The 14545-nt window shown below is 41.6% G+C and carries 15 protein-coding genes and 2 rRNA genes; 11 read left to right on the top strand and 6 right to left on the bottom strand.

Annotated elements, in window-relative coordinates:
- From AC1HJP_RS10980 to AC1HJP_RS10960, 5 genes are all read left to right on the top strand, one after another.
- A 23S ribosomal RNA gene (locus AC1HJP_RS10980) occupies positions 1-174 on the top strand; the annotation flags it as partial.
- Positions 175-266: 92 nt separating this feature from the next.
- Positions 267-380 (top strand): 5S ribosomal RNA (rrf, locus tag AC1HJP_RS10975).
- Between the two features lie 411 nt (positions 381-791).
- Positions 792-1430, top strand: coding sequence for a glycoside hydrolase family 19 protein (locus AC1HJP_RS10970; protein WP_480361848.1), 639 nt, complete (start codon positions 792-794; stop codon positions 1428-1430).
- The gene (locus tag AC1HJP_RS10965) at positions 1427-2248 is read left to right on the top strand and encodes a lamin tail domain-containing protein (RefSeq protein ID WP_480361847.1); all 822 of its coding nucleotides are present in this window, start codon (positions 1427-1429) and stop codon (positions 2246-2248) included. The genes AC1HJP_RS10970 and AC1HJP_RS10965 overlap by 4 nt, the downstream gene beginning before the upstream one ends.
- A 31-nt stretch (positions 2249-2279) precedes the next feature.
- Complete coding sequence (locus AC1HJP_RS10960; RefSeq protein WP_480361846.1) at positions 2280-3383, top strand: hypothetical protein; 1104 nt, start codon at positions 2280-2282, stop codon at positions 3381-3383.
- Between the two features lie 48 nt (positions 3384-3431).
- On the opposite strand, the gene AC1HJP_RS10955 is transcribed toward AC1HJP_RS10960, so the two are convergent.
- Positions 3432-3647, bottom strand: coding sequence for a hypothetical protein (locus AC1HJP_RS10955; protein ID WP_480361845.1), 216 nt, complete (start codon positions 3645-3647; stop codon positions 3432-3434).
- Between the two features lie 158 nt (positions 3648-3805).
- Here AC1HJP_RS10955 and AC1HJP_RS10950 point away from each other — a divergent pair, with 158 nt between their 5' ends.
- The 6 genes from AC1HJP_RS10950 to AC1HJP_RS10925 all read left to right on the top strand — a co-directional run bounded on the left by AC1HJP_RS10950 (position 3806) and on the right by AC1HJP_RS10925 (position 8865).
- Entirely contained in the window at positions 3806-4801 is a 996-nt protein-coding gene (locus tag AC1HJP_RS10950) for a hypothetical protein (protein WP_480361844.1), read from the top strand.
- A gap of 1 nt (position 4802) precedes the next feature.
- The gene (locus AC1HJP_RS10945; protein ID WP_480361843.1) at positions 4803-5243 is read left to right on the top strand and encodes a hypothetical protein; all 441 of its coding nucleotides are present in this window, start codon (positions 4803-4805) and stop codon (positions 5241-5243) included.
- A 12-nt stretch (positions 5244-5255) separates the two neighbouring features.
- A complete protein-coding gene (locus AC1HJP_RS10940; protein ID WP_058029318.1) occupies positions 5256-5558 on the top strand; it encodes a hypothetical protein in 303 nt (100 codons plus the stop codon).
- A 55-nt stretch (positions 5559-5613) separates the two neighbouring features.
- A complete protein-coding gene (locus AC1HJP_RS10935) occupies positions 5614-6792 on the top strand; it encodes a hypothetical protein (RefSeq protein WP_480361842.1) in 1179 nt (392 codons plus the stop codon).
- Between the two features lie 94 nt (positions 6793-6886).
- Complete coding sequence (locus AC1HJP_RS10930) at positions 6887-7591, top strand: PIN domain-containing protein (protein ID WP_480361841.1); 705 nt, start codon at positions 6887-6889, stop codon at positions 7589-7591.
- Positions 7592-7656: 65 nt separating this feature from the next.
- Entirely contained in the window at positions 7657-8865 is a 1209-nt protein-coding gene (locus AC1HJP_RS10925) for a hypothetical protein (protein WP_480361840.1), read from the top strand.
- Positions 8866-8999: 134 nt separating this feature from the next.
- On the opposite strand, the gene AC1HJP_RS10920 is transcribed toward AC1HJP_RS10925, so the two are convergent.
- The 5 genes from AC1HJP_RS10920 to AC1HJP_RS10900 form a co-directional block, all read right to left on the bottom strand.
- Positions 9000-9389: a YbaN family protein gene (locus AC1HJP_RS10920; RefSeq protein ID WP_480361839.1), complete on the bottom strand. Its 390-nt coding sequence runs from the start codon at positions 9387-9389 to the stop codon at positions 9000-9002.
- On the bottom strand, positions 9386-9976 hold the full coding sequence (locus tag AC1HJP_RS10915; RefSeq protein WP_404390525.1) for a biliverdin-producing heme oxygenase: 591 nt from the start codon (positions 9974-9976) through the stop codon (positions 9386-9388). Before AC1HJP_RS10915 ends, AC1HJP_RS10920 begins: the two co-directional genes overlap by 4 nt.
- Positions 9977-10069: 93 nt before the next feature.
- Complete coding sequence (locus tag AC1HJP_RS10910; protein WP_480361838.1) at positions 10070-12790, bottom strand: TonB-dependent receptor; 2721 nt, start codon at positions 12788-12790, stop codon at positions 10070-10072.
- An 82-nt stretch (positions 12791-12872) separates the two neighbouring features.
- Positions 12873-13841 (bottom strand): FecR family protein, encoded by a 969-nt coding sequence (locus AC1HJP_RS10905; protein ID WP_480361837.1) that lies wholly within the window; start codon positions 13839-13841, stop codon positions 12873-12875.
- A gap of 10 nt (positions 13842-13851) precedes the next feature.
- Entirely contained in the window at positions 13852-14322 is a 471-nt protein-coding gene (locus tag AC1HJP_RS10900; RefSeq protein ID WP_480361836.1) for an RNA polymerase sigma factor, read from the bottom strand.
- Positions 14323-14545 lie beyond the last annotated feature (223 nt).

The raw sequence follows: 14545 nt of genomic DNA, 5'->3' as shown, positions 1-14545 counted from the left end.
GGAATCGATAACCGCTGAAAGCATCTAAGCGGGAAGCGAGCCTCGAGATGAGTTCTCACTTTAACTTTAAGTTAACTGAAGGGCCGTTGGAGACTACAACGTTGATAGGCTGGGTGTGGAAGTGTAGTGATACATTAAGCTAACCAGTACTAATTACCCGTGAGGCTTAACCATACAACGCCAAAGTGGTTTTAGCTCAGAAGCTAATATGAACTAAAGTAGAAGTTTTAGAATTATCAGATTTTTTCCAGATTTTAACAAATTTGCTTGGTGACCATAGCGTTTTGGAACCACCTGATTCCATGCCGAACTCAGAAGTGAAACGAAACAGCGTCGATGATAGTGTGGGTCTCCCATGTGAAAGTAGAACATTGCCAAGCACCTATTTAGAGAAAGCCCGATTCGAAAGAGTCGGGCTTTTTTGCTTTAAGTCCCTCTGCAATATATAAAATGGTTCACTTCACCTTGCGTAAAAAGAAGCGCTCTCACTGCGTTCGCTGTCGCTAATTTTGCACTATAAGCGCAAAGTGAAATGAGCAACCTTTACTGTGGTTCGTCCTGACGACTTCAACTCTAGTTAAACTGGCTCACTTCACCTTGCGCGAAAAGAATGTAAGCGCTGCGCGCTTGTCATAAACCTTTCGCACTATACTTGCGCAAAAGAACCGCACTCACTACGTTCGCTATCGGTAACCTTTTGCACTATTAACCCGATTCTATCCTTGTTTTCACTGAGTTCGAATTTATAGCTCAGGCATAGTAATAACATCCATTAAAACAAGGAAACTGTGATGAATATAGACTTCGACATGCTGCGTCATATTATGCCTCAGGCTAAAGACAACGACATTCAACACTACTTACCAGCTATCCAAAACAGATTAGCTACTTTTGATATTAATACCCCGTTACGTGTTGCGCATTTCATTGCGCAAATTGCTCATGAAAGTGGTCAGTTTAAATATAAAGTTGAAAACCTAAACTATAGTGCGAGAGCATTGCGATTGGTGTTCGGTAAATACTTTCAAACCGATGATATTGCTGAACAATATGCGCGAAACCCAGAGAAAATTGCTAATGTTGTGTATGCCAATCGCATGGGTAACGGTGATATAGGCTCTGGTGATGGCTGGAAATATCGAGGGCGAGGCTTAATACAGTTAACAGGCAAAGAGAACTATCGTACTTGTGGTAATGCTTTAGGTTTACCACTTGTAGAACAACCAGATGGTCTCGCAAACGATCCAAATGCGGCGGTGATGACTGCATGCTATTTCTGGCATAGCCGTCACCTGAATCAATATGCGGATCAAGACGACCTAAAGTCGATTACTAAGCGCATAAATGGTGGCTACCATGGTCTTGAAGAGCGGGCTAAGTTTCTTAATAGAGCAAAGCAGTATCTTGAAATTCAAGGAGCGGATGTATGAGTAACTTCACTTTAGATGACTTGGAAAAAGCACAATCTCTTGTATTCAGTAAAGACAAACTTCGTACTTGGCAGCAGTTAAGTGAGTTGCTGACTGCACAATTAGATACTGTAAAAAAAGAGCCTGATCCATTTTCTACTTGGTGGAATACTAACTTTGCGCTCTTTAGTTCAGTCCAAGTACAGATTAGTGCAGTAAATGCTGGTTTTGCGTCTTTCGAAGATGAGTACATTGAAATAAGTAACTTAGGACCTTCTATTATTGATTTATCAGGCTGGCGATTGAATGCGGGCTCTGAAGGGCAAGATTATGATTTCAACAAACACACTTTGCTATTTCCACAAGATATCATTCGTGTTTATACAAATCGTGAAAATGCCTATAGCTTTGATAGTCGCCGACCCATTCTAAATAATAAAGGAGATACGGTTTCTCTTTATGATAATCAAAGTAATTTGGTGAGTTGTTATGCATATGGACGAGATGCACATCATGATGTTGGGATCACACATATCTTTTTTGATGGTAATGACCCGAAAAAAGAATCCGATGAATATGTAGAGATCGGCAACTTAGGCAATCACATTATTGATCTGAGCCTTTGGGAGATTACTTCTAATGGAGGACAGAGATTTCAATTCCCTGTTGGGAGCAAGCTTATGCCTCACTCAGAACTAAGGGTATATACCAATCACATTGATGAGTCGACAGGCGGCTATTCGTTTAATAGCAACAGAGCAATTTGGAATAATAACGGTGATGTTGGCAAGCTATTCGATTACCAAAAAGTGTTGGTATCAGAATATGCGTATGCATAGAGGGAGGGGCTAAGTGCCCCTTAGTTTATTAATGCGAAAGAAAAAACCAGAGCAAATAGTGAATAAACCCAGCCAAGATATTGTCACCCTAGTCGACGATGCATTGCAGTTACTCAATTATATGTCTCGAGAGGGCGCAATTGAGCTAGATGAGCGTATTGCTAAAAATGTTGTTGAAGCTAAGTTTAAGGTCCAGAATGGCACTTGGCAGGTTGAAGACGAAACCGTATTCCTTTTGAACTATGATGCATTATCAAAAGCTGTTCACCCAGTCACAGTTGAAAGTATTCAATCTGTTATACCAAATGAAAGAGCTGAAAAAAGAGTACCTACAAAAGCAGAAAGTGCAGTTGCTTGGTATCGTCGTTATGCCTTATTGGCGCTGGTTTCTTTGTTGATTATTCAGGTGTACTACTTATTTGGCGCTAATCTAAATAGTAATTTAAAGCATGCCTTTACTGAAAAAGCGCGGCTTACACTCAAGTTAGAAACACTGCCTACAAACAGCCTTGCGAATGAATACACACAACTTAATCAGGCGCTAGAGACCCTTGAGCAGCAGTTTGATGCGAACTATAGCCTGTTAAAGTCTTGGAACAGCATTTGGATGTTGGGGTTTAGTTTTAACCCAGATTTACCTGATTACAATCAGTTATCTTTTCAACTTAGGGCAGAGCAATTGAATTTGAACGACCCTGAATTGAAGATAAAACAACAACGGCTTCAGTTAGAGCAAGCGCATTACTTGTCTCAGCTAACCTTCTTTGAACATGACTTGTTTTCAGATTCTATTTTAAATGTGTTGCAAAGTTATATTCTGCCTTTGCTATATGGCTTACTTGGCGCATTTATCTTTGTGCTTAGAGATCTTCTGCGTGAGATCAAATCTCTGACATTCACTTATGATGACGAAATACGTTATCGCTTAAGGTTACCCCTTGGCTCATTGGCTGGCATGATTGTTGGTTGGTTCTTTAAACCTGAAGAGGCTGGTTTAGGTGCTTCGTTATCACCTATGGCTTTAGCTTTTTTGATGGGCTATCACGTGGAGATATTGTTTGCGATGATGGACAAAGCGATTGCTAATATTCGTAAACAACTCGAGCCAAATCAAACGACCCCTCAATCTAAGTAAGACAGGTTTGATAAATTGAAACTATCTAACCCTTGTCATTTAAACTGGTTACTTGTCGAAGAAAGCGGCAAGTTGCTGGTTTAATTTATCTTGTTCTTGTTTAAGTTTTCCTAGCGTAACAAGTCCAACTAATGATCCTTTTAAGCAAGCTTGCACTTTTTGTTTTTGGCTGAAATGTTTGGCTTTGAACTTAGGTTTAATTTTCTTGGGTTTATAGACTTTTAGTGTGCTGATAATCGCACTTATTAATGCATTTTGGCTCATCTTTATCTCCTTACTTTCTCCTTCAGCATGTCTGAAATACATATTTAAAACACAGGCAATAAAACGATTCTATTTGCGTTAATGCCACCGAGTTTTCTGTTCAAGGGTACTTTAAATTTAAACTCTAAATCTGAGTATTAAAATAAACAAGGAACATCATGGAACATACAAAGAGCTTTGAGACTGAGGGCTTTGAACAGCCAATTGTCTTGGAAAACAAAAGGTCAGATCTTCATGAGAAGCTGCTCAAACAAGGTCAAGCTATGGCACATTTTGCTTTGCAAAAGGGGTTAGCTGTGCCAAGTAAGCTGGTAGAGCAACTCCAACAGGAGCAAACTCCCACAGATATTGCCAGTTTAACAAAAGCACATAACCAGTTAGCTGAACTCGTCGCGCCGGCAATGCCAGAGACAATTTTAATGATGGCTCAAGAGCAAGAAAAACAGACATGGTTCTTGTTTTTAGGCAGAGTGCCACTTATACGCAAAATGATGTTAGTGGCAATCATCTCTTTGGTTACGCTAATTAGCTTGAGTCTTTCCTCATATATTAACAACGACAATATGGTGGCCAGCATGTTCGATATGGAAGGGGCTCGCCTTTTGTATGTCCAAGCGATATTACTTGCCTCTGCGGCAATTGGAGCCTCCTTCTCGGCCCTATTTAAAGCAAATAGTTATGTTACTGCAGGATGCTTTGATGCCAAATACGAGAGCTCTTATTGGGTTCGATTTGTGGTTGGCTTAATCTCGGGCATTATTTTGACTCAGCTTATTCCTATTAATTTAGATGCAGTGGCCAAAACTGCAGAGCAAAGCGCGGGTATGGGCGGCGGAATGAGTCATGCTGCTTTGAAAATTACCATGGCTTTGGTGGGCGGCTTTTCGGCCAACTTGGTTTATACCATCCTCGATAGAATAGTTGATACCGCACAGTCGTTTATCTCACCGCAACAGCCAGAAGATCTAGAGACCGTCAAACAGGGGTTAATAAATCAATTTAAGTCTGAGCAGCTGGAATATGAAGCGCATCTTTCACAAGAACTAATGGCAATTCAGCAACAAGTTGCGAGCTCACCTTCTATGTCGAGCACTGATTTTCAGCAGTTACTCAGTCAGTACTTAGCAAAGATAATCCGCAATGAGGAGAAGTAATATGGTTAAGTCTTGGTTAAAAGTACTGGTAGTTATTGGTAGCTTGTTGATTCTAAGTCTGACCTCAGGCTGTGCACTGCAAATGGTATCAAGTTTTGATAGGCAAACTGAGCAGCAGATCATGAATGTCGCTAAAAAAATCGATAGATTTTATGTACAGCTGAGTGTTCTGCCAAAAGAGAAACGCACCTTTCACTTTAGTCAGAGTACTTATCTCAATATTGAAGTTGAGTTATCAGCCCTACTTATGCGTCAAAAAGTCAGAGAATTAAATGAGTTAACAACCAAACAGGTGGAGATAACCCAAAACCTTTGGCTGCAAGATAAAAAGCAGCATCAGCAAGTAAATAGCATTTCAGATTTTCTGATCAAAACGCGCAAGCAGCAGTATCAGCGACTTTTTCTTGCCATGATCCGTGGCGAACAAGCAAAACAGCAATAAAAGGACAACCTTATGAACATAAATGATTTATACAAACAAATGTTAGACACCGCGTTGAATGTCGTTGGTGATGAAGCTCAGCAAATGTCAGGGCCTTTGCAAAAAGCCTTGAATGCGCAGAAAGCATCGATTGAAGCTCTAGCGCAGGCTAAATTAAATGGTGAGATAAATGAAGATGAGTTCACAGCTGAGCTAGAACGAGAAAAAGCGATTTTGGAAGTTGAACTTATCACTTTAGAAATTATAGCCAAAGCGACGGTTCAAAAAGCCATTAACGCCGCCATGTCATGTTTAACCTCTGCACTAGCTCGCTAAGTCATGATGTAGAATCCATCGAAGTGTTATGCACTTCGATGGTGAGGAGTTCACAATGACAGATAAAAAAAAGCGCCAGCAAGCGGCTAGAGTCAGGATCATTCGGCCATTTAAATTTGCACCCATCAGAGTAGTAAGAGTAAGCCAGCGTTCAGCAACTGATAACAGCCAATCTTATAGCCTCAAAAAAGACGATACAGTAGAAGCTGAGAAGACGTATGTTGAAGGCGGTTTAATAAAAGAACCACAAGATCGTTTGGTGCTAGAAATGCAAAATGATAATAGCGATGCAGTGCAACCAGCTGAAACAGACGCACCGCTGGCACATTTTGACAGTGCTACAAACCCTTATGCATTCTATGTCGCACAGATACCCACTATGCTGTGCAGTTTGCCCTCGGAGGCCATGAGTTCTGTTAGTAATAATGATAACGACGGAACACGTTCGCTAACCGATGAAGTTCAAAATGCTCAGAACGACAACAAACTAGCAAGTCCCGAACCTGAGAGAATAGAGTTAAACGAGCAAAGCCAGCTGGAAAAACAAACTTATAAATCTGATTTTGGAATGCCACAAAAAGATATTCAACAAGCTCGCTTTGGTGGGCAACCAGGTGAGAAACGGAGTAAAGAGTTAAAACACAAACTTAATACCGCGCATAGTGAAGATTTAACAGAGCAAGTCAATATCACAGCTCAGCTTATTGCAGAAAAGTTGAAGATAAGCTTGGGAGAGCTCACCTTTTGGTTAAGTACTCCTAGGGAGGTAGTTAACACTGCCATTAAAGCAGACCTCGATAAGGTTTTACCTTTATTAAAACAAACCAGTAATATTCAATCACTGACTTTCGCTCATTTGCTACATGCTTATCAACAAAATGTATTCACTGAGGCACACGCATGGTCTATTGAACAGATGATAGCGCGATTAATATCCAAGTCAGCAAAAGAGCAAATTAGTTTAAATACCTTGCAGGCATTAGCCGCACAAGCCAAAGACGAAGACTATGCCTTTGTACAATTCATGCATAAGGGAAAAAGCAAATCGTTATTTAAGCCGTTGAGTGCTTTCACTCAAGCAGGTTATCTTGATGAATTGAAAGGCTCGGCTCCTAACCATTTTTTCTACGCTCCTTGCACCCTGTCTCTTGAATACTTAAATGAATGCTTAGTTGTGCATCAACAGCACTGGCAAACATGGCTACGTCAACCTCTCGTTAAAAGTGTAATTTAGCCTGATTAATTAGGCTTTTAACCCAAGTGACTTAATTGGAATATTTTTAAACTCATTCAGACACAATTGACATATCAATCATGGAGTTTTCTGAATGACTAAACTAGTTTTTTGCTCTTGCGTTGCAGCAGATGGCCGCAAGTTCGCATTTTTAACCGACCAACCTGAAGTCGAAGAGCTGTTTGATAATGGCTATAAGGTCGCCTACAAAGATAGAGATGGACGTGATACCCCTGAGTTATTGGCACATTGGCGCAGTGCCATAACCGTAGAATCAAAAGAGTTCAGTTTGCTACCTGAAGACGACCAAATCCCAGACAATGTGCAGAGTGCGTTTAACACCATGCTGTCTCACCTAGTGAAGGGGATTGATGTTTTCTTCTGTGATTACAACTTAGGCGTCGAAGGCGACTTACCTATGTGTAATCAAGTGATGGACGAGTTTAAGTCGACAGACTTTGTGTTGTTCTCATGTGCTGACATTGTTGGCAATGATCCCACAGTGCAACCTTATATGGTGTCGTATTGTGCACCGCGTTATCAGCAAGGTAGCAAGGTGGCACAGCAGCATCGTATTTATTGTAAAACTGATCCATTTGCGTTTTGCCAAGCGATAAACGCCATCGTGGTGCAACGTCAAAAAGATGATTTAACTGGCGGTCATATTCGTAGCGATCTAGACCCTTATATCAACGAATCTCCAATAGACAAAGATACTGCAGATCAAGTGCTTAATAGATTTGTAGAATCGCTGCGTAGCAACAACCCAGATACCGTTGCGATTGGGTATAGCGGTTAATAACGGCTAGCGCCGCCAGCACTTAAAAAGGTTTTTTGAGTAAAAGGCGGCCTAAAAGGATTTTTATGGATCAGCAATTTCATTATTACGCAACGCTTGTAGCCGGGATCATGGCGGGTATGCCTTTAAATGATGCCAGAGAGTTAGCCTATTATTGTTACGGGACGAGTCAGCAATTTGCTCACTCTGAGCAGACTGAATCTTGGCAGTTTAACGATTATAGTTTTAAGCCAATTGTGACCCGTAAAGGTCAATCAGAGTTGCGTTATGGACCGAATAACTGTGCTTTGGCTTTTGAGGAGTTCCCGGCGATGGAAACTTCGTCAAAAAGCAAGCAATCTGCATCGAGTAAAGTCACTTCGTGTAAAGTGAGCGCAAGTAGTTCGGTGAGTAACATAGCACTACAAAATACGCAATTTGCACAAACACAATGTTTTTATAACCCGTTGACCGACGTAGATTGGCAAGGGGGAGGAGATTTAAAGCATCATTTTAAGCAGCGTTTGGCCCATAGAGCCTCGCATAAAACTCAAAGCTTAAAAACGCAATATGAGCTTCAAGCGCAGAGCAAGATATTCGACTCAGAAGCGATTTCGGAACCTGACGATACACTGTCATTATTGAAGCCACTAGAAAACAGTAAATTCATTCACAAAGCCATCAATGATGTGATTTATAAACAGCGTTATCACGACTTGGTACGCTCAGCACCTCTGGCATTGCTTGGTTGCCGTTTGTTCGTATTACAACAAAGTTGGTCTGCTCCTCATTCAACCCAGTCACTTTTGCATGCTTGGCTAAGTACTTGGTTGGCTATTTATAGTTTTAAAAAAAACCGGCCTATGCCACAAACAGCGCCTTGGGGGTTATTTAGCTCACAACCAGGAAGCTGTCAGTTTTTTAAGAGTTTGGAGCAAAGGTTAGAGGAGTTAAATCGAAAACAGCATGGCGAAGCTGTTTGGTTAACGCTTATCACTGACGCTTGCTCATCTCAGCAGCAAAGCACAAGTTTAGATAAGTCGCCTTGGTTGTTGCTTTATGGTTTAGCTTTAAGGCCCTCGTATTTATTAGACCAAGCACAGAGTTTAGCGGGCGGTGACAAAGAGTTTGTTATTAAAGACCTTAATGGCTTCAAGCAAAGTCAGTTCTACCAATTAAATGTGGCAGCGCACTATCATTGCGATTGGCTAGCCAGACAACTCGCCAGTAAAGGATTAAACGCCTTTAACACCCAACAGTCTTTAGGTAACTTAGCGCTTTGGAGGAAAAAATGAGGCTGTTTGAATTATTTATCGTGCTCTGGTTATTGTTTTTAACCCTTTATATGTTTGTACCGAGCTTTAAATTGATGGTCGATATGTTGTTATAAAGCCCAAGAAAGTGATGCTTTACTGGGCTTAGAAAATGCTTAAACTTGCTTTGACGGTCGCGAGAAGATATACGACACGACGGCTATTTTTATGCTGCCAACGACGCAGGCAAGCCATGCCGCCGGTGAAAGCACAATCAAAATGGCATAACTGATAGCCATACTTGTCGAGGCAAATATTTTCGCTTTCAGTGGGATAATCTTATGTGTTTGCCACTGTCTTAGATTGCGACCAAAACGCGGATGGTAGAGTAACCACTTGGCAAGTTTGGGAGACGCGTTTGAAAAGCACGCCAAAGCCAAAATAAAAAACACAGTGGTTGGCATGACGGGCAGAACAATACCAATCACTCCAAGGGCGACAAATAAATACCCACATAGCAGTAGGACTATTTTTTTATATTTGGCTAAGGCGGCTTTTAATTTCATGGGTATACGTGAGCCTGAAATGCTTGGAAACGCGTAAACGCTTGTCGAGCGCCTTCAATCAGTGCTTGCTCCTGTTGTTCGTTAAGCTCAACAGAGTCGATAAGTTGCACTAATTCACGCCATGCACTACCGCGGCCCGCGCCTGGACCTGTTAAATAGCGTGCTCCATGTTCGGCATTAAAGTTTAATTTTGCTTGAACTTGTTTGCCCAGCATTGCTGCACCAACTTTTGAGCCTTCAACGACATATAACCAGCCTAATGCCGTGGCGACATCGGTATTAATGGTGACGAAAGGCGGTAAATAAGCGGCTGGTAAGTTGGCTGATAGATCTTCAAAATCCTGCTCAAGTAAGCTTAAGCGGCGGCGCGAAGTTAAATCCGGAATCAGCGCGAGTAATTCAGCGTGCTCATAAAGGGCGCTGACATCGCGTAAGAAATAAAATTGCAGACGCAAAAAGTCGAGATAGTTTTGTGTATTGGCAAACGGGTCTTGCGCCATAATGGTTTTATCAACATTGTCGTGAACATCCGCAGTAGCGAGTTTTAGATTTTGCGCACGAGAAAGAGTAGGGGCGACGGTCGTCATGAATGCTCCAAAAATAAAGAGTGCACTGAGTGAGCTCTTTCACTCAGTGCGGGTTTATGATTTAAATAATGGTTTTATCGAAATGTATGAGACTTAAAGTTTGAACTCTAAGCCAATTGAAATGGTTTGCCCCGGCTCAGGCATGGCCACGATTGAGCCGGTCGAGACCTTATATTGATCGGTTAAATTAGTGATGGCGATATTGCCTGTGATGTCGTCACTAAAGGTGTAATCAAAATAAAAGTCTAGCTGGTAACCCGCTGGAATATACTCAAGTGCGGTAACACCAGTACCTGATAAAAAGCCACCCGGATGGTGTTTTTCAGTGTGCTTTTTATAAGTGAAGCCAGTGTCGATTGTATCGTTAAATAATTTAGTACCAACAATGGCGATGTAGCTTTTCTCAGGTGGTACACGAAGTGGCGTTAAACTACCCGCAAAGCCAGTATTATTACAGGTCTCGACGTCTGCAGCTTGTGCCATCAGGCTCGAACACATTTCTACATTCGAATACTTGGTGTAAGACAACTTGGTGTAGAACAAGTCGCTCTGGTAGTAAATACCTAGCTCTGTACCAGGTAGCTCGAACTTATCATAGTTTGTGAAAGTAAACTTCTGATCCCAAGCTGGTTTATCTGGCTTAGGCAAAAAGCCCGTCGCTAACATATTTTCAATATTGGTGTAGAAGTACTCTGCAGATAAAACCAGTTTATCGCCATTTTGTATTAAATTAGTGAATTCACTCTCGATACCAATGTTATAAGACTTTGTCTTTTCTGGGGTGATTGGATAATCACTTGAGTAAGAAAACACTTCATTTGACACCGTTGTTTCATACAAGTTTGGCATTCTGTAAGCGTTACTGTATTTGGCTTTAACCGCGGTGTTATCGAGCAGGTGATATTTTGCTTGCAGGGTAAAATCGGTTTTACCAGCAAACTTAAGGGTATTTTCAGCCTGAAAATCTTGGTTCACAGAGTCATGGTAGTTTAGGTTTAAAGCCAGCTCTACAGGCGCAAGATCTACTTGCGCATTGGCAAAAATAGCGCGCTTAGTTTGTTCACCGTTTCGCGAGGTTGATTTGAGTTTAAAGTCTGCCGGATGCCAATCGCGCTTAAAGTTATCTTGCCAATCTTGATGCGGAGAAAGTGTTTCGCTCTGCCAGGATAAACCATAAGTCAGTGTGATAGGTTTGTTTGCAACAGCAAAAGCCGATGCGTTTAACACGCTTACCCCATGGCGCTTATTATTAACGCGGTGGAAGTATTGTCCGGCATTTTGACCTAGGTTACTGCCAAGGGCATTGTACTGCTGCAAACGAGCACTGGTGCGCCACACGTTTACACTCAGATCGACTAGTGCATTGTTACTCGGCACAAAGCGATAAAGTGCACTGGCACTGTTTACCAAAACTGAGCCCGGCTGCCACTGTGGCATGGTTTCAACGCCTTCTGGAATTTCTTCTGACATCCATTGGTCTTCACCATTTTCGTCTGTCTCTTTCCAAAACTTTGTGTCGCCAGCGCGTTGCTTGTACCAATAAGACGCAAGCATTTCACCGGCTTCTTGCTTATGAAAACGGGTGTTTACTTCAAGCGATTGCTCGTCAGTGAACTCGTAAGTTAACTTGGCAAGATATGAATCACTTTCAAAGCTAGTGTTTACCACTTCACCGTTTTGATTCACCGGAGGCGGAATTAATTCAATATAAGGTATTTCGTCATATTTTCCAGCTTCGGTTTTTGAAGGTTCCCAGCGAATGTATTCTTTTTCTTTAACAAATTCTTCAAACCCATTTGAACCTGCAAAATAGTTACCGACCTTTTTCTTGCTGTAAGCCAGTACGGCTTTCAGATTGTCTTGCTCGTAGGCGGTTGCCAGAGTAAAGCCGCCGCCAGCAAAATCGAGCGTGTCATTATCATTGCTTACTTCGTAATAGCTTTGTAGCCCAAAACTCTCTGGTACATCAGGAGTATGGTTATTGTTATGGGTGTTTACTTTAACCAGCGCGCCAAGTTGTTCACCGCTTTTTAAAATGTCTTGGGTATCTAGCGTGCGAATACTCACCATGCCGCCAATTGCGCCTGAACTAAATGGTGACGCTTTTGCTGAAGCGCCTTTTTCAATATTTACTTTGCTGATCAGGTTTGAGTCGATATAGGTTCTGTCAGATGTGCCCATATAGCCGCGGTTGGTATGGGTTGATTGTAAGCTGCCATCAATAAAAATTGGCACGCGACCTTCACCTTGTACGCCGCGAATACCGATATCTAATGCGCCTGCTTCATTGCGCAGGTTGTTCGCTTCGATACCTGCAAAGCTGGAGAAGATATCTGAGTTTGATAAACCTTTGGTGCGAGCAATTTGCTCGCGGTGCATATGTAATCTATCTCCTTTGACTTCAATCACTTCAATGTCTTGTTGCGAATTGTTGGCGCCATCAGGCACAAAGCTGGTGTGTCTTTTATGGTTTGATGAAGTCTGTGTGCTTACTGCGGCTTTAATGATGATGTTATTGTCGATAATACGCGCGGTTAAGTTGCTATTTTGCAGGGTCAGCTCTAGTGCTTTGTTTAAACTAATCTCACCTTGAAGAGCAGGGGCTTGTAGGCCATTTAACAGTTTTGCGTCAGCGATTAAATTCATACTCGCGGCTTTGGCAACTTGAGTCAGAGTATGGCTCATAGGCTGTTTTGCTAGATTAAATTCATATACCGAAAGCTGATTTTGTGCCGCAGCAGGTAGGCTCAGGCTTAGGCCTAGCGCAAATGCAAGGGGAGTGAGTCGTGTGTTTAGTACAGAGCGAGTTCTCATTTTTATACGTCCAAATAAATTACCTATTATGAAAACGAATGAGAATGAGAACTCCTCAATAAATTTTTAAAGTTTTTTTTATTTAATTTCGTTTGCTTATAATTATATGATTATTAAGGTTTTTAACTTCAATAGGCAAAGCGTGAGGTAACAAGGTAACGAAATTCTCTAACTCTGAAGCCGAAAATGTCCCTGAAATAGTTAACTCGTCATGAGATTTGGTTGCTAAGGTGTAACTAAAGTCATGATGACGGTTGAAGGTTTCGAGCGCTTCATTAAGCGGGGTGTTATCAAACATTAAGCGGCCTTGTTTAAACGCATCGACATGCGTGATCTCAGGATCAAACTTGCTGATCACCATACCTGAGGCTTGAATGGTCGCAACGTCACCTTTGACTAATTCAATACGCTCGCGCTGGTTTTGCACACTGACGCGTCCATGTTCAACCATCACTCGTGTGCTATGAGATTTTTTATCCACCGAAAAGCGTGTGCCTAGAACGGTAATTGTGCTGTTGCCTGTGTCTATCACAAAAGGGCGGGCTTTATCGCTTGCAACATCGAACACGACACGGCCCTTGAGGAGTTTATTTACTCTTTGCTCATTATCGAAATTAACAGAAATTGACGCTTTTGCATCGAGTGTAAGTGTACTTTGATCTGGTAATTCAATATCTGTAATTTCCCCACGTTTTGTTTGATAACTGCCTTGAAAAGCTGCCGAGTTTAACGGGGTAGGCCAGTTTAAGTAACTGAACAAGCAAACACAAAGTAGTGCAAAACATGCTGCGATTGCAAAAGGGCTCTGATTTGCTCTTTTGCTTGTTTGATGTGTCGTTGTAACACTTTGTTCAAGGCTTTGAATGTCTTGCTCAGAAAATTGCGACAATAACTGCTCGACTTGTTTGCTTTCTTGATAGGCGAGCACATGCTTGCTGTCAATGTCTAGCCAGTCTTGCAGGGCGAGTGCTTGTTGTTGGCTTAGGCCTTGTTTTTCACGCTCTAACCAACGATCCACTTGCTGTTGAATGTGTAAGTTTTGACGGTCCATTTCGATTCTCTTATTGTTTTTTTAATGCTTGTCGACACGCCAGCATCGCAGTGGCTAGGTGTTTTTCAACCATACTCACTGATATCCCCATTTGCTCAGCGATTTGTGCTTGGTTTAGGTTTTTAAATTTGTAGAGTACAAAAGCTTGCTTGGTCTTTAATGGTAAAGACTCAATACTACGGTTTAGAAGTGCCAGCTGTTGCTGACTTGCTAACTTCGCTTCGGGCTCGTAAAAACTCGGGGCAATCAGCTCAACTTCATCTGGCTCAGCAATAGGCTGACTTTTGCGATACTGATCGATCACAATATTCTTAGCAGCCTTAAAAAAAAGCGCGCGTTCTTGAGTTCTATCTTGCTTTGGATTACTGCGATGGTAACTCAACAGACGTGTGTAGGCTTCTTGCACTATGTTTTGAGCTTTGTCTTTGCATCCAACTGAGCGAGCGATATAACTTAACACTTCAGAGTAATAACGTTCCAAAATACACCAGTTTGATTTTCAAAAGTCGCGCATACTAGCAAGAGAGTTCAATAATGAGAATAGTTATCGATGCTATTTGAGAGTAAAGTACCACTTTTGAGTACTAGCATCTTAATTCAATTGAATATTGTGAGTGCAGTATTACTCTGAAGATTAGATGAATTACTGCAATTTCTAATTGCAGTAAAAATACATCTAAAAGTCCGTATTTTCCCCGATAAGT

The organism is Pseudoalteromonas sp. NFXS53, assembly GCF_056629255.1.
The sequence above is the reverse complement of the archived record's forward strand: the minus strand, read 5'-3'. Positions and strand labels throughout refer to the sequence as shown.

What these genes read in the sequence shown, in the direction of transcription:
- AC1HJP_RS10935 (WP_480361842.1), top strand. Translation starts at nt 5,614, where the DNA reads ATGACAGATAAAAAAAAGCGCCAGCAAGCGGCTAGAGTCAGGATCATT.
- AC1HJP_RS10965 (WP_480361847.1), top strand. Translation starts at nt 1,427, where the DNA reads ATGAGTAACTTCACTTTAGATGACTTGGAAAAAGCACAATCTCTTGTA.
- AC1HJP_RS10905 (WP_480361837.1), bottom strand. Translation starts at nt 13,841, where the DNA reads ATGGACCGTCAAAACTTACACATTCAACAGCAAGTGGATCGTTGGTTA.
- AC1HJP_RS10950 (WP_480361844.1), top strand. Translation starts at nt 3,806, where the DNA reads ATGGAACATACAAAGAGCTTTGAGACTGAGGGCTTTGAACAGCCAATT.
- AC1HJP_RS10945 (WP_480361843.1), top strand. Translation starts at nt 4,803, where the DNA reads ATGGTTAAGTCTTGGTTAAAAGTACTGGTAGTTATTGGTAGCTTGTTG.
- AC1HJP_RS10940 (WP_058029318.1), top strand. Translation starts at nt 5,256, where the DNA reads ATGAACATAAATGATTTATACAAACAAATGTTAGACACCGCGTTGAAT.
- AC1HJP_RS10925 (WP_480361840.1), top strand. Translation starts at nt 7,657, where the DNA reads ATGGATCAGCAATTTCATTATTACGCAACGCTTGTAGCCGGGATCATG.
- AC1HJP_RS10970 (WP_480361848.1), top strand. Translation starts at nt 792, where the DNA reads ATGAATATAGACTTCGACATGCTGCGTCATATTATGCCTCAGGCTAAA.
- AC1HJP_RS10915 (WP_404390525.1), bottom strand. Translation starts at nt 9,976, where the DNA reads ATGACGACCGTCGCCCCTACTCTTTCTCGTGCGCAAAATCTAAAACTC.
- AC1HJP_RS10960 (WP_480361846.1), top strand. Translation starts at nt 2,280, where the DNA reads ATGCGAAAGAAAAAACCAGAGCAAATAGTGAATAAACCCAGCCAAGAT.
- AC1HJP_RS10910 (WP_480361838.1), bottom strand. Translation starts at nt 12,790, where the DNA reads ATGAGAACTCGCTCTGTACTAAACACACGACTCACTCCCCTTGCATTT.
- AC1HJP_RS10920 (WP_480361839.1), bottom strand. Translation starts at nt 9,389, where the DNA reads ATGAAATTAAAAGCCGCCTTAGCCAAATATAAAAAAATAGTCCTACTG.
- AC1HJP_RS10930 (WP_480361841.1), top strand. Translation starts at nt 6,887, where the DNA reads ATGACTAAACTAGTTTTTTGCTCTTGCGTTGCAGCAGATGGCCGCAAG.
- AC1HJP_RS10955 (WP_480361845.1), bottom strand. Translation starts at nt 3,647, where the DNA reads ATGAGCCAAAATGCATTAATAAGTGCGATTATCAGCACACTAAAAGTC.